We start from the raw sequence: 13,246 nt of genomic DNA, 5'->3' as shown, positions 1-13,246 counted from the left end.
TCAAGGAGACGCCGCATGAACACCATCCTCGAACAGCTGGAAGCGCGCCGCGCGGGCGCCAAGCTCGGCGGCGGCGAAGCCCGGATCGCCAGCCAGCACGCCAAGGGCAAGCTGACCGCGCGCGAGCGGATCGAGGTGTTGCTGGACGAGGGCTCCTTCGAGGAGACCGACATGTTCGTGGAGCACCGCTCGCACGACTTCGGCATGGAGACCCAGCGCATCCCCGGCGACGGCGTCGTCACCGGCCGCGGCGCCATCGGCGGCCGTCTGGTCTATGTCTTCTCCAAGGATTTCACCGTCTTCGGCGGTTCGCTCTCGGGCGCCCACGCGGCCAAGATCGTCAAGATCCAGACCATGGCCATGACCAACGGCGCGCCCATCATCGGCCTGTTCGACGCCGGCGGCGCCCGCATTCAGGAAGGCGTGGAATCCCTCGCCGGCTATGCCGACATCTTCCTCCAGAACACGCTTGCCAGCGGCGTCATCCCCCAGATCAGCGTCATCATGGGTCCCTGCGCCGGCGGGGACGTGTATTCCCCGGCCATCACCGACTTCATCTTCATGGTGAAGGACACGTCCTATATGTATGTGACCGGCCCGGACGTGGTGAAGACCGTCACCAATGAGGTGGTCACCCACGAGGACCTGGGCGGCGCCCGCGTCCACTCCCAGAAATCCGGCGTCGCCGACGGCGCCTTCGAGAACGATCTGGAGGCCCTCAGCGAGGTCCGCCGCCTGATCGGCTTTTTGCCATTGTCGAACCGCGAAAAGCCCCCCGTCCGCGACAGCTATGACGACCCCGAGCGCGACGAGGCCAGCCTGGACACCCTGGTCCCGGCCAATCCGAACCAGCCCTATGACATCAAGGAGCTGATCCTCAAGACGGTCGACGAGGCCGAATTCTTCGAGATCGGCCCGGACTTCGCCAGGAACATCGTCACCGGCTTCGGCCGCCTCGACGGGCAAACGGTCGGCGTCGTCGCCAACCAGCCCCAGGTCCTGGCCGGCGTGCTCGACATCGACTCCAGCCGCAAGGCCGCCCGTTTCGTGCGCTTCTGTGACGCCTTCGACATCCCGCTGGTGACCTTCGTCGACGTGCCCGGCTTCATGCCCGGCACGCGTCAGGAATACGGCGGCCTGATCAAACACGGCGCCAAGCTGCTGTTCGCCTATGCCGAGGCCACGGTGCCCAAGCTGACCGTCATCACCCGCAAGGCCTATGGCGGCGCCTATGACGTGATGAGCTCCAAACACCTGCGCGGCGACGTCAACTACGCCTGGCCCTCGGCCGAGATCGCCGTGATGGGCGCCAAGGGCGCCGTCGAGATCATCTTCCGCAAGGAAGCCGGCGACCCCGAGGCGCTGGCCGCGCGCGAGGCCGAATACAAGGAGCGCTTCGCCAACCCCTTCGTGGCGGCGGGGCTCGGCTATATCGACGACGTAATCATGCCGCACGGAACGCGGAGAAGGCTCATCCGGGCGCTACGGACGCTGAAGAACAAGCAGCAGAGCAATCCGTGGAAGAAGCACGATAATATTCCGCTTTAGAGGCCTGTCTCAGGGAAGGTGAACTCAAGCAGCATGGCGAACAGGCGGCTGACCCCAGACGAGCTTTCGCACGTCAACGCATTGCTCGACGAAATCAGGGGCAAGCTCGCTGATCTCGCTGGCGGTGATCGCGAGCTTCTGTTTGCGGCTCGGCGGCGGCTAGTTGTTCGCCTGAGCTATGATGAACGCAGCACTCCAGCCGAGCGGAACAAGATCAAGGCCGCCAAGCGCATCGAGCAGAATGGCCTATGCCCGCTGTGTGGCGAGGAGTTGCCGGACAAATATGCGGAACTTGACCGCTTCAACGCTTGCGATGGCTACACGATGGAAAACACCCGCCTCGTCCACCATGCCTGTCATGTCGCGGACCAAGCGAAGAAGCGATACCTTTGACTGGTATGACATGGGCTGATCCAAACCTGCCGGAGGACGTCCCGACTGATGAGGCGGAGCGGGCCCTGTTCCTCCAGAACATGATGATTGCTCGCGCCACGGGCACGACGCCGGACAATGGCACCTACGTCGCGCTCCGGCGTCACTTCATGGAAGGGACTGAGACGAAAGTCTTGCTGCCCTCCTTCGTCCGAACATGTCGAGACCTAAGCGGCTTCTGGGGTTGGATTAGCGAGCAGGCGGGCAGCTATGCCGGGCGCAGAACGATCATTCGTGAGGCCTTCGTTCCGCTACTCGATCACCTTGAAGGCAAAGGTAGCGCGCCGCTTGATGCGAGTGCGTCGGAGGTGCTGGCGTCGTTCGATGTTGAAGGGGTCCACGCGGTTTGGGAAAAAGCGCTAACGCGTCGGCAGAACGATCCAGAAGGGGCGATCACTGCCGCGAGAACGCTGCTTGAAACCGTCTGCAAGCACGTCCTCGACGACGCAGGGGTAGCCTATGCCGACAGGGACGATCTGCCCAAGCTCTACAGCAAGGCATCATCGGCGCTCAATATCGCGCCGTCCCAACACACGGAAGAGGTCTTCAAGCAGGTGCTTGGGGGCTGTGCCAGCGTAGTTCAGGGTCTCGGCACCCTCAGAAACCGCATCAGCGACTCTCACGGGCAAGGAAGGCTGCCGATAAAGCCCGCGCCGCGCCACGCCCAACTCGCCGTCAACTTGGCTGGAGCAATGGCGACTTTCATCGTTGAGACGTGGGTTGCGCGGAAGAGCCCCGGTGGGTGAGTACCCCTGACCCACCTCCTCTTCCTCTGCGCCCGCAACCGCCTCCGTTCCCCCACGGCCGAGCAGGTGTTCGCCTCATGGCCCGGCGTCGAGACCGCCTCCGCCGGCCTGGCGCCCGATGCGGAGGAACAATGCTCCGCCGAGCTGGTGGAATGGGCCGACATCATCTTCGTCATGGAGCGCGCCCACCGCGCCAAACTCCAGCGCCGCTTCAAGCCACAGCTGAAGCGCGCCCGCGTCATCTGCCTCGACATCCCTGACGACTACGCCTTCATGCAGCCCGAGCTGGTGGCGCTGTTGGAGGAGAAGGTGGGGCCGTTTCTCTGAACGGGGCCCTCCTTGTCATCCCGGCCGCAGCGAAGCGGAGAGCCGGGACGGGACGCGCCATCCCCCCTGTCCCCTCCCGGACAGCCCGCTTGGGCTGAGCCGGGAGACAGGTTGGGGTGACCCCCCGGCGGCGCCCCCCTTCAACAGACCGTCGGCGGCAGCCCTTCTTCCGGCTCAGCCCAATCGGGCTGTCCGGAAGGGATGGATTTCTTGCTGGGTCCCGTCCCGGCTCTCCGCTTCGCTTCGGCCGGGATGACAAGGGAGCGGTTCTACTTTGACGCCTTCGCAAGAGCGCGGATAGATTGTTCAAAGGGAGCGGCCGTGAACAACCACAGCTATTGGGTCTACATCGTCGCGAGCGGTCCCTGTGGCTGGCTGTACGTCGGCATGACCAACGATCTGATCCGGCGGATCGGCGAGCACAAGCATGGGCAGATCGACGGCTACAGCCGGGAGCGGGGAACGGACCGGCTGGTCTGGTACGAACACCACCGCTACGTCGATCAGGCGATCCTACGAGAAAAGCGCATCAAACGCTGGCTGCGGCCGTGGAAATTCGCCCTGATCGAAGAGACGAATCCTCACTGGGCCGATCTGTACGGCGATTTGATTGCGTCATCGGGCCGTCCCCGATGACGCCCGCGGCGCCTCCGGGATGACAAGGCGAGTACTCGCAGTCGCGGGTCGCGCTACCCCTCAAACGCCTCCAGGATCGGGCACGGCCCGGTCCCGCCGTCCGCGCACGCCGTCGCCAGCCGCCGCAACGCCGCTCGCGCCGCCTCCAGCTCCGCGATCTTCGCATCCAGCTCCCCCAGCCGCGCCCCCGCCAACACCCTCGCCCGGGCCCGGTCCGTCCCCGCGTCCAGCGCCAGCAGTTCGCCGATCTGCTCGAGGGTGAAGCCCGCCGCCTGGGCCGAGCGAATGAACCGCAGCCGTCGCACATCCTCGACCCCGTAGCGCCGCGCCCCCCCGCCCGAGCCGCTTCCGTCCGGCCGCGGCGGTGTCTCCAGCAGCCCCCGGCGCTGGTAGTAACGCACCGTCTCAACGCCCACGCCGGCGGACGCGGCCAACCGCGCGATGGTCATCGCAGACCGGGCAGGGGGCATCTCTTGACTCCGGACCATGGTACGGACCCTACATGGGGCGCGGACCGTTATCGGCAACTGGAGAAACCCGATGTCCGCACCACAAAAGACCGCCGTCCTCTACCGAATGGTCATGCCCGACCACCTCTGCCCCTCGGGCCAGAAGGCCCGCTGGCTGCTGAGCCGCAAGGGCTACAGGATCGAGGACCATCACCTGAAGACCCGCGCCGAGACCGACGCCTTCAAGGCCGAGCACGGCGTGCCGACCACGCCCCAGACCTTCATCGACGGCGTCCGCATCGGCGGCTACGACGACCTGCGCCGCTTCTTTGGCCAGAAGGTCCCGGAGCCGGGCGCGACCAGCTACACCCCGGTGATCGCGGTCTTCGCCGTCGCCGCCCTGATCGCCCTGGCCATCGACTGGCTGTCGATGCGGACGATCACGGCGATGGTCCTGCCGAACTTCATCGCCGTGTCCATGTGTCTGCTGGCCATGCTCAAGCTGCAGGACGTCGAGCGCTTCTCGACCATGTTCCTGAACTACGACCTTCTGGCCCGGCGCTGGGTGCCTTACGGCTATGTCTACCCCTTCGCCGAACTGGGCGCGGGCGTGCTGATGCTGGCCGGGGCCCTGACCTGGCTGTCCGCCCCGGTCGCCCTGTTCATCGGCGGAATAGGCGCGGTCTCGGTGTTCAAGGCTGTCTATGTCGACAAGCGCGAGCTCAAATGCGCCTGCGTCGGCGGCACATCGAACGTCCCGCTGGGGTTTGTCTCCCTGACGGAGAATGTGATGATGGTCGGCATGGCGATGTGGATGCTGGCGTGGGCGATGTAGGGCCGCTCACTTCACCTCCGCCGTCAAAGCCTCCAGCGTCGTCGTCAGCGTGAACACCACCCCCGCCGCGTTATAGGCCAGCGTCGTCGCCCCGCCGACATAGCCGGACAGGGCCCGCTGGATCATGCCGGAGCCGAAGCCCGTGCGGGTCGGCCGGGCGACCGGCGGGCCGCCACTTTCGGCCCAGGTCAGGACGAAGGCCGTCTCGTCCTTGCCCGGGGTCACCGTCCAGCTGACCATCACCCGTCCGCCGTCGGCCGACAGGGCGCCGTATTTGATCGCATTGGTGGTCAGCTCGTGCAGCGCCAGCGACATGGCCAGGGCGCAGCGCGGCGACAGGTCGACCTCCGGTCCCGAGGCCGTCACCTGACCCTCGCGCCCATGCGGGCGGAAGGCGTCGGCGACGATGTCGGCCATGCGCGCGCCCGTCAGGGTCGTCTCGGTCAGCAGATCCTGGGCCGCCCCCAGCGCCCCCAGCCGGTCGAGGAAAGCCGCCTTGGCTTCAGTCGGGTCCGAGGTGGCGCGGAAGGTCTGGCTGGCGATCGCCTGCACCATGGCCAGGACGTTCTTGATCCGGTGGTTCAGCTCCAGCGCCAGCAGCCGGTGCTGATCCTCAGACCGCTTCAGCCCGGTGATGTCGCGCGACACCGACAGCAGGCGCGCGGGCTGGCCGTCCGGGCCGGGGATGGGCGTGACCTGCACATCCCACCATCGTGGATTGCCCGCGAGGGTGTCAGCCGGCCCCTGGAAGCGGTAGTTGCGCCCCGCCCGCGCCTCTGCGACGGCCTTCTTCGCCTCGGCGTTGCTCTGACCCTCCCATAACGACGGCCAGGGGCAACCGCGCAACTGATTGAAGTCGCTGACCTCCATCACACGCTGCCCACCCTCGCTCATGAAAGCCAGGTCGCCGTCGAGGTTCAACACCTTGATACAGTCGTTGGAGGCGGCCAGCACCGTGCGCACGAAGGCAGCGTCGATGATTTCGTCGTCGGAGGACATGGATGGCCTGTACGGGGTTGCTGGTCGGAGGGCCAGCCGGTGTTTCCGTCGGGCAGGGGCCAAACGCCGGACAAGCCAAACCGTTTCCCGCCGCCGAAACAGTGTCTTCCCGCCCCGTATAATCTCGCCCTTTGCGGCCCCGAAGGCGCCGTCCCGACCCTGCGGACGACGGCCCGCAGGCGCCTGCGACCAATTTTGACGCAGGTGTGTGCATACTGGTCAAATGCCCGCCGGGCCGGTCTTTGACAGTCTTCCAAACCCCCGCCGCGTCCGCGCAGGATCCGGCGCCCGCCCTTCGACCCCCGGGGGTCCGCTTCCTGAAATTCGATCCGCAATTTTCAGAGCAGGATCGTACCCTTTCGCCCCTTCAGCCGACCAGCGCCGTACGCTCCTCAGGCGTCAGCATCCGCCACCGGCCCTCGGGCAGGTTGTCGAGCTTCAGCGGCCCGATCCGTACACGGATCAAATCGACAACTTCGAGATCGACCATCTCGCACATCCGCCGTATCTGGCGGTTGCGGCCCTCGCGCAGGATGAATTTCAGCCGGAAGGACTCCATCCGGCTCACCCGCGCGGCCTTCAACTGGCGCCCGTCCAGCATCAGGCCGAAACGCAGCAATTTGAGCTTGTTCTCGGTGATGTCGCCGCTCACGCGGACCAGATACTCCTTGTCCAGATCGGACTGCGGCCCGATCACCGCCTTGGCCACCACCCCGTCCGACGACAGCAGCAACAGGCCCCGCGAATCCTCGTCCAGCCGCCCGATCGGGGGCAGGGAGGCGTCCTCGGCCGGAACTGCGCCGGGTCCGACCCGGTTAGCCTCGGTGATCAGCCGCACCGCCGGGATCTTGTCCGGCTCCGGCTGGCCCGAGACGAAGCCCAGCGGCTTGTGCATGACGATGGTCACGCCCTCGGCCAGCGCCGCCGTGGCTCGGTCGCTCAGCGTCAGGGTCTGCCCGGGCTCCAGCTTGCGGCCCGCGTCGGTCACCACCTCGCCCTCGACCGAGACCAGGCCGTCGGCGATCAGGGCGTCCGCCTCGCGCCGCGAACAGACGCCGGTCTGGCCCAGCCATTTGTTGATCCGGACCGGCTCATCGCCGTCATAGGTTCGGGAAAACGCCATGCCGGGTCCTACCGGTCAGGCGCAGCCGGGTCTAGCCGCCCGTCACTGCCGCGATGGCCGCCCGCGCCACCTCGTCGTCCTGCGCCGACGATGCGCCCGACACGCCGATGGCCCCGACCACCCGGTCGTCGACGACAATGGGCACGCCGCCGGCGACAGGCATCAGCCCGTCGATGGCCAGCAGGGCCATGCGACCGCCCGCCAGCCGCTCTTCCGCCGCGGCGGTGGCGCTGCGGAACCGGGCCGCGGACCGGGCCTTGGCCTGGGCGACATTGATCGAGCCATACTGGACGTCGTCCATCCGCCCGAAGGCGACCAGTTCCCCCGACGGCTCGACCACGGCGACCGCGAGGCGGAAGCCGCGGGCGCGGGCGGCCTCCATGGCCCGGTCGATCAGCGCCTGCGCCGCCTCCAGCCCAATCGGCGCGCCATAGGGCGGAGCCGGAGCCGGGACCGGCGCGGGCGTCGGTGGCGTCTGTCCCCAAGCCGGAGCCGCGACGGCCAGAACAGCCAGAGCCAGGAGGAGACGTTTCATGTCGGCGCTTTCGATAAGGTTCAGCCAGCTTCGCCGGGAATGCCGCCACATCCCCGCCGGAAGCACAAGGGGCCGGTCAGACCCGTCGGAACAACAGCATCAGATTGTTCGCCGGCATTTCGACCCGCCGCGTCAGCGCCAGCCCCTCGGCCTTCGCCGCCGCCACCACGGCGTCCAGATCCCTCAGCCCCCAGTCCGGATCGCGGGCCTTCAGGCTTTCGTCAAAGGCCGCGTTGGAGGCCGCCAGCGGAACGTCGGCCTCGCGATACGGCCCGTACAGGACCAGCAGGCCGCCGGTCGCCAGCCGGCTCCCCGCCAGCGCCATCAGCCCCTCGGTCGCCGCCCACGGGCTGATATGGATCATGTTGATGCAGACCACGGCCTGCAGCGGCTCCTTGGGCCAGGTCGCCGGGTCCAGCACGTCCAAGGCCAGCGGTGGGCGCAGGTTCGGCAGGCTCGCCGCCGTCGCCCAGGCCGTGATGCTGGCCCGAGCCTCGACGCCGGGATCGCTGGGCGTCCAGTCGAGCCCCGGCAGGGCGGCTGCGAAGGCCACGGCGTGCTCGCCCGAGCCGGCGGCGATCTCCAGCACCCGCCCCCGCCCCGGCATATGGGCCTTGAGCACCTCGAGGATCGGCCGCGTATTCCGCGCCACGGCGGGCGAGGCGAGGGCGCCCGAGGGAGTCGCGGTCATCGGGTCCAACGTCTGCATGACCGTCCCGATACCCCGCGTCGCCCCTCTCCGCGACCGGAAATATGCAGGCCCCGCCGGGCGACCCGCTCGCGAGAGGTTGAAACGTGCATTGGTTGACGCCGCGTCGCCTTAGATGTCATTCCGCCCCTGAAACATTGCGTGATATCACGCAAGGGAGAGCCATGGCGGCGCAGATCGCCGGGCGACGTTCAGGAGAGTGATTGTGACCGCATCCGCCATACAGGGCCTTCACCCGGCCCCGACCAGCCACGCCGGTCTCGTCGCCTGGGTCGAGCAGATCGCCGACCTGACCAAGCCTGCCCGCGTCCACTGGTGCGACGGTTCGGAGGCCGAAAAGGCCGTCATCGTCGCCGACCTGATCGGCAGGGGCACGCTGCGCGAACTGGACCAGACGAAAAGGCCCGGCTGCTACTACGCCGCCTCGGATCCCAAGGATGTCGCCCGCGTCGAGAGCCGCACCTTCATCTGTTCGGCCAATGAGATCGACGCCGGCCCGACCAACAACTGGGCCGATCCGGTCGGGATGCGCGCCCGCCTGAACGGCCTGTTCGACGGCTGCATGGCGGGCCGGACCATGTATGTCGTGCCGTTCTCGATGGGCCCGCTGGGCTCGAAGATCAGCGCCCTCGGCGTCGAGATCACCGACAGCGGCTATGTCGCCGTCTCGATGGGCGTCATGACCCGCATGGGCCAGCCCGCGCTGGACGTGCTGGGCGACGACGGTGTCTTCGTGCCCGCCGTTCACACCCTCGGCGCGCCGCTGGCTGAGGGCCAGGCCGATGTGTCCTGGCCGTGCAACGAGGACAAGTGGATCGTCCACTATCCCGAAACCCGCGAGATCTGGTCCTATGGCTCTGGCTATGGCGGCAACGCCCTGCTGGGCAAGAAATGCTATGCCCTGCGCATCGCCTCGGTCATGGCCCGCGATGAGGGCTGGCTGGCCGAGCACATGCTGATCCTCAAGCTGACCGATCCAAAGGGCCGCGCCAAATACGTCGCCGCCGCCTTCCCTTCGGCCTGCGGCAAGACCAACCTGGCCATGCTCCAGCCGACCATTCCCGGCTGGACCGCCGAGACCATCGGCGACGACATAGCCTGGATGCGCTTCGGCGACGACGGCCGCCTGTATGCCGTCAATCCGGAAGCCGGTTTCTTCGGAGTCGCCCCGGGCACGAGCCGCAACACCAACCAGAACGCCTTGGCCACGATGGGTTCCAACACCGTTTTCACCAACACGGCCCTGACCGCCGACAATGACGTGTGGTGGGAAGGTCTGACCAAGGTGGCCCCCGAAGGCCTGACCAACTGGAAGGGCGCCGCCCATGACCCGGCATCCGGCGAGCCCGCCGCCCACCCCAACGCCCGCTTCGCCGCTCCGGCCTCGCAATGCCCGACCATCGCGCCGGAATGGGAGGATCCGATGGGCGTGCCGATCGACGCCATCCTGTTCGGCGGCCGCCGCGCCTCGGCCGTGCCGCTGGTGACGGAGGCCTTTGACTGGGAACATGGCGTGTTCATGGGTTCGACCGTGGCCTCGGAAGGCACCGCCGCCGCCGAGAACGCCATCGGGACCCTGCGCCGCGATCCCTTCGCCATGCTGCCCTTCTGCGGCTACAACATGGGCGACTATTTCGCCCACTGGCTGTCGATGGACGGGCGCACCGAGGCGGCCAGGCTGCCGCGCCTCTATTTCGTCAACTGGTTCCGCAAGAACGACGAAGGCAAGTTCGTCTGGCCGGGCTTTGGCGACAACGCCCGCGTCCTCAAGTGGATTTCGGAACGTCTGGACGGCGAGGCCGAGGCCGTCGACACGCCGGTCGGGCGCGTACCGACCCGCGGGGCGTTGGACCTGTCGGGCCTGACCCTGTCGGACGCCGACCTGTCGACCCTGCTGGACGTTGACGCCGCCGTCTGGGCCGAGGAGGCGTCGCTGATCCCGGACTTTTACGCCCAGTTCGGCGATCGCCTGCCCGCGGCGCTGTGGGAGCAGCACGCGGCGCTTGTCGCGCGCATCGGGGGCGCCCGCGCGGCAGCCATCGCGGCGGAGTAGCGATAGCGCCTTGCAACCGGGCTCAAGCAGCGAACGACCGTGTCGTTCGCGATAGCGCCTTGCATTCCGAGCCCGGGCGGTCGATCTGATCGCCCGTGGCTTCCTCCCCTGATGTGATCGTCATCGGCGCCGGTGTGCTCGGCCTCTGCACAGCGGCCGAACTGGCCGCGCGCGGCCACGCCGTGACCGTCATCGACCCAGGCGGCCCGAACGCTTCCTCCATCGCCGCCGGCATGATCGCCCCGGCGCTGGAGAGTCTGTCGGAGGACTTGACCGCCTCGCGCGCCGCCCTGCTGAAGCGCGCCCGCGACCTTTGGCCCGTCTTCGCAGAGTCCCAAGGGCTGAAGCTGCTGCGCGAGGGCGCGGATTGGCGTGGACCAGAGGCCGAGGCTGCGGTTGCCCGCCTCTGCTTGCTCGGCTTTGACGCCCAACTGAACCCAGACGGCCTGACCACCCCCGAAGACTGGCGCGTCGAGGTCGCTCCGGCCTTGAAGGCGCTGGCGCGGACGTCGGGTCTCGCGATGGTGCGGGGCCAGGTCGCACGCCTGGCCGGCGACGCCCGCCGTTGGCGGGTCGAATTGGGCGACGGCCGTGTCTGGTTCAGCGCCACGGTGGTGCTGGCTACCGGCGCCGGGGAGCCTGTTCCCGGCCTGCCGAGCTCCGTCGCCGCCTGTGTATCGGCCATCACGCCGATCCGCGGCCAACTGACATTCGTCGCCACAGCGACCCCGCGCCGGGTGGTCAGAGACCCCGGCGTCTATGCCGCGCCCTGCGAGGGCGGCGTGGTCATCGGCGCCACCATGGAGCCCGGCCGCCGCGATCTCGAGCCCGATCCGGACGAGGCCGTGCGGCAGGTCGAGGCCGGTCTGGCCTTGCTGGAGGTGACGGGCGACGCCGGGCCGACCAGGGTCGGCATTCGCGGCGCGACCGCCGACGGCCTGCCGCTGGCCGGCCCCTCGGGCGAGCCGGGCCTGCACCTGGCCTTGGCGCCGCGACGCAACGGCTGGCTGATGGGGCCGCTCGTCGCCCGGATTACAGCGGACGGAATCGAGGGCAGGACGCCCATGGCGGACGCCGCCGCCCTCGATCCGCTCAGGTTCGCCTGATCAGTCCACCGGCGGGTTGAAGCGCAGGTTGACGCTCACCCGCGACCCCTCCGCGGCGCCGTTAACGGTGCGCGGATTAACCCGGAACTGGCGCGACAGGCTCTGCGCCGCCCTACCGAAACCATAGCCGCCGGGCGTCTCCCGCGTGACGTTACAGTCAGTCACCGCACCCGTGGGCAGCACCAGGCAGTTCAGCGACGCCGAACCCGCCACCCCCGCCGCGATCGCCCGTTCCGGATAGGCCCGCATCATCTGATCGGCCGACGGCTGGCGCGACCAACTGGGGTTGGTGATGACCGCCGACGGCGTCGGGCGAACCGTCTCGACCGGCGCGGCGTCGTCCACGGGGTCGGGCGACCGGGTCGTTGTGGTGATGGTGGTGCTGTCGGCGACTGTCTCGCCTTGGGTCACGACCACGGTCTCGACATCGCGCGCCGGGGTCGTCGGTTCGTTGACCCGGGTGTTGGGCGGAGCGGGGTCGATGGGCCTGGGCTCGGGGAGGGGTTTGGGCTCCGGCCGGACCATGGTGACGTCGAACGGATTTTGCTGTGGCGGCGCCTCCACTTGCGGCATCTCGAACCGTTGATAGTACATCGCCGCGCCGAGGCCGACATGGGCCGCGACGACGATACCGACCGCGACCCAGGTCGCTTTCGAGAACCGCGGAGTCTTGCGTTCGTGGAAGTCGATGGGGCTCACCAGTCCGGGGCCGCCTGCTGTCTCGATCATCATGGCCGTCTCATCCCTGTCTATCGCCGTCCCCACAGCGTCCCACGGACAAGGTGAGCGCTGACCTGGCGGCAAGTTTGGGGCAAGCTTCGCCTTGAAAGCGCCACCGTGGCGGCGCGGCTGGATGAAAGTTAAGTGGCTGTGGACGCTCCGGCGGTTATTAGGATTTGGTTAACCACGAACCCTCAGCGTCATGACTCATGAATATCGGAGCGATTCCATCCGTCGGCGGGGTTGAGGCAGCCATTCGGCGCGCCTCGAACGCCACGGGCGTGGACGCTGATTTCCTCGTTCGGACGGCACGTCGCGAAAGCGCGATGAACCCCTCGGCTCGGGCTCGAACCTCATCGGCGGCGGGCCTGTTCCAGTTCATCGAACAGACCTGGCTCGGAACCGTGAAAGCGCATGGGGCCAAGCACGGCTACGGCCAGTACGCGGACCTGATCTATCGCGGCGGGGACGGACGCTGGCGGGTCGAGGGTTCGGCGCGCAACGTCGTGCTGGATCTGCGGTTCGACCCGCAGGCGGCCTCGACCATGGCGGCGGAGCTGACGGCGTCGAACGCCGCCTATCTGCGAGGCAGGTCCGGGCGCGAACCGGGCGCGGGCGACCTCTACGCCGCGCATTTCCTTGGACCAGCAGGGGCGGCGCAGTTGATGGACGCCGTGGACCGGCGGCCGGGCGCCAGCGCTGTGACGCTCTTCCCCGAAGCAGCCGCCGCCAATCGGTCCATCTTCTACCGCGACGGTCGGCCCGCGACGGTGGCCGAGGTGCACGCCAATCTGCAACGCAGCGCCGGCGATGGAGCGCCCGCCCCGGCGAGCGCTACGCCGGCCGCGCCGGACCTGACCGAGCGGGACCGGATGCTGGCGGCCCGGCTGGACCGGCTGAAACAGGATCAGAGCCTGCTGGCCTTGCTGATAGGACAGGACGGAGATGGCAAGAGCGGCGGCTTCGGCGGCGCTTTCGCTCCGGAAGCAAGCAAGAGCCTCTGATCCCGAATCCGGCGATGGTGAACC

General features: G+C 67.9%; 15 protein-coding genes. 9 read left to right on the top strand and 6 right to left on the bottom strand.

The features are described 5' to 3' along the window. Nucleotides 1-15 precede the first annotated feature (15 nt). From Q8K49_RS14480 to Q8K49_RS14460, 5 genes are all read left to right on the top strand, one after another. Entirely contained in the window at nt 16-1,548 is a 1,533-nt protein-coding gene (locus Q8K49_RS14480) for an acyl-CoA carboxylase subunit beta (RefSeq protein ID WP_305306799.1), read from the top strand. A 33-nt stretch (nt 1,549-1,581) separates the two neighbouring features. Beyond that, complete coding sequence (locus Q8K49_RS14475; RefSeq protein ID WP_305306798.1) at nt 1,582-1,941, top strand: hypothetical protein; 360 nt, start codon at nt 1,582-1,584, stop codon at nt 1,939-1,941. 5 nt (nt 1,942-1,946) lie between these two features. Continuing rightward, nucleotides 1,947-2,726, top strand: a complete 780-nt coding sequence (locus Q8K49_RS14470) for an abortive infection family protein (protein ID WP_305306841.1) — start codon at nt 1,947-1,949, stop codon at nt 2,724-2,726. A 66-nt stretch (nt 2,727-2,792) separates the two neighbouring features. Beyond that, on the top strand, nt 2,793-3,053 hold the full coding sequence (locus Q8K49_RS14465; protein ID WP_305306797.1) for a low molecular weight protein tyrosine phosphatase family protein: 261 nt from the start codon (nt 2,793-2,795) through the stop codon (nt 3,051-3,053). A gap of 321 nt (nt 3,054-3,374) precedes the next feature. Next, nucleotides 3,375-3,689, top strand: coding sequence for a GIY-YIG nuclease family protein (locus tag Q8K49_RS14460; RefSeq protein ID WP_305306796.1), 315 nt, complete (start codon nt 3,375-3,377; stop codon nt 3,687-3,689). 53 nt (nt 3,690-3,742) lie between these two features. Here the strand turns inward: Q8K49_RS14460 and Q8K49_RS14455 are convergent, their stop codons facing one another. Next, a complete protein-coding gene (locus Q8K49_RS14455; RefSeq protein WP_305306795.1) occupies nt 3,743-4,159 on the bottom strand; it encodes a MerR family DNA-binding protein in 417 nt (138 codons plus the stop codon). A 70-nt stretch (nt 4,160-4,229) separates the two neighbouring features. Between Q8K49_RS14455 and Q8K49_RS14450 the strand changes: the two genes are divergently transcribed. After that, nucleotides 4,230-4,973 (top strand): MauE/DoxX family redox-associated membrane protein, encoded by a 744-nt coding sequence (locus tag Q8K49_RS14450; protein ID WP_305306794.1) that lies wholly within the window; start codon nt 4,230-4,232, stop codon nt 4,971-4,973. A gap of 6 nt (nt 4,974-4,979) precedes the next feature. Here the strand turns inward: Q8K49_RS14450 and Q8K49_RS14445 are convergent, their stop codons facing one another. From Q8K49_RS14445 to Q8K49_RS14430, 4 genes are all read right to left on the bottom strand, one after another. Beyond that, nucleotides 4,980-5,972, bottom strand: a complete 993-nt coding sequence (locus tag Q8K49_RS14445) for a PAS domain-containing sensor histidine kinase (protein ID WP_305306793.1) — start codon at nt 5,970-5,972, stop codon at nt 4,980-4,982. A gap of 367 nt (nt 5,973-6,339) precedes the next feature. Further along, nucleotides 6,340-7,095, bottom strand: a complete 756-nt coding sequence (locus Q8K49_RS14440) for a pseudouridine synthase (RefSeq protein WP_305306792.1) — start codon at nt 7,093-7,095, stop codon at nt 6,340-6,342. Nucleotides 7,096-7,126: 31 nt separating this feature from the next. Further along, the gene (locus tag Q8K49_RS14435) at nt 7,127-7,630 is read right to left on the bottom strand and encodes a heme-binding protein (protein WP_305306791.1); all 504 of its coding nucleotides are present in this window, start codon (nt 7,628-7,630) and stop codon (nt 7,127-7,129) included. Nucleotides 7,631-7,706: 76 nt separating this feature from the next. Continuing rightward, nucleotides 7,707-8,321, bottom strand: coding sequence for a DUF938 domain-containing protein (locus tag Q8K49_RS14430; protein WP_305306790.1), 615 nt, complete (start codon nt 8,319-8,321; stop codon nt 7,707-7,709). A 217-nt stretch (nt 8,322-8,538) separates the two neighbouring features. On the opposite strand from Q8K49_RS14430, the gene Q8K49_RS14425 reads away from it, so the two are divergent. Together Q8K49_RS14425 and Q8K49_RS14420 are read left to right on the top strand one after the other, a co-directional pair. Next, nucleotides 8,539-10,392, top strand: a complete 1,854-nt coding sequence (locus tag Q8K49_RS14425; protein WP_370867787.1) for a phosphoenolpyruvate carboxykinase (GTP) — start codon at nt 8,539-8,541, stop codon at nt 10,390-10,392. A gap of 95 nt (nt 10,393-10,487) precedes the next feature. After that, nucleotides 10,488-11,498, top strand: coding sequence for an FAD-binding oxidoreductase (locus Q8K49_RS14420; RefSeq protein ID WP_305306788.1), 1,011 nt, complete (start codon nt 10,488-10,490; stop codon nt 11,496-11,498). Here the strand turns inward: Q8K49_RS14420 and Q8K49_RS14415 are convergent, their stop codons facing one another. After that, entirely contained in the window at nt 11,499-12,230 is a 732-nt protein-coding gene (locus Q8K49_RS14415; RefSeq protein ID WP_305306787.1) for a TonB family protein, read from the bottom strand. 197 nt (nt 12,231-12,427) lie between these two features. On the opposite strand from Q8K49_RS14415, the gene Q8K49_RS14410 reads away from it, so the two are divergent. Further along, nucleotides 12,428-13,222, top strand: a complete 795-nt coding sequence (locus tag Q8K49_RS14410; RefSeq protein ID WP_305306786.1) for a transglycosylase SLT domain-containing protein — start codon at nt 12,428-12,430, stop codon at nt 13,220-13,222. Nucleotides 13,223-13,246: the final 24 nt, after the last annotated feature.

This window comes from Brevundimonas sp., assembly GCF_030682035.1.
GTDB lineage: Bacteria > Pseudomonadota > Alphaproteobacteria > Caulobacterales > Caulobacteraceae > Brevundimonas.
The sequence above is the reverse complement of the archived record's forward strand: the minus strand, read 5'-3'. Positions and strand labels throughout refer to the sequence as shown.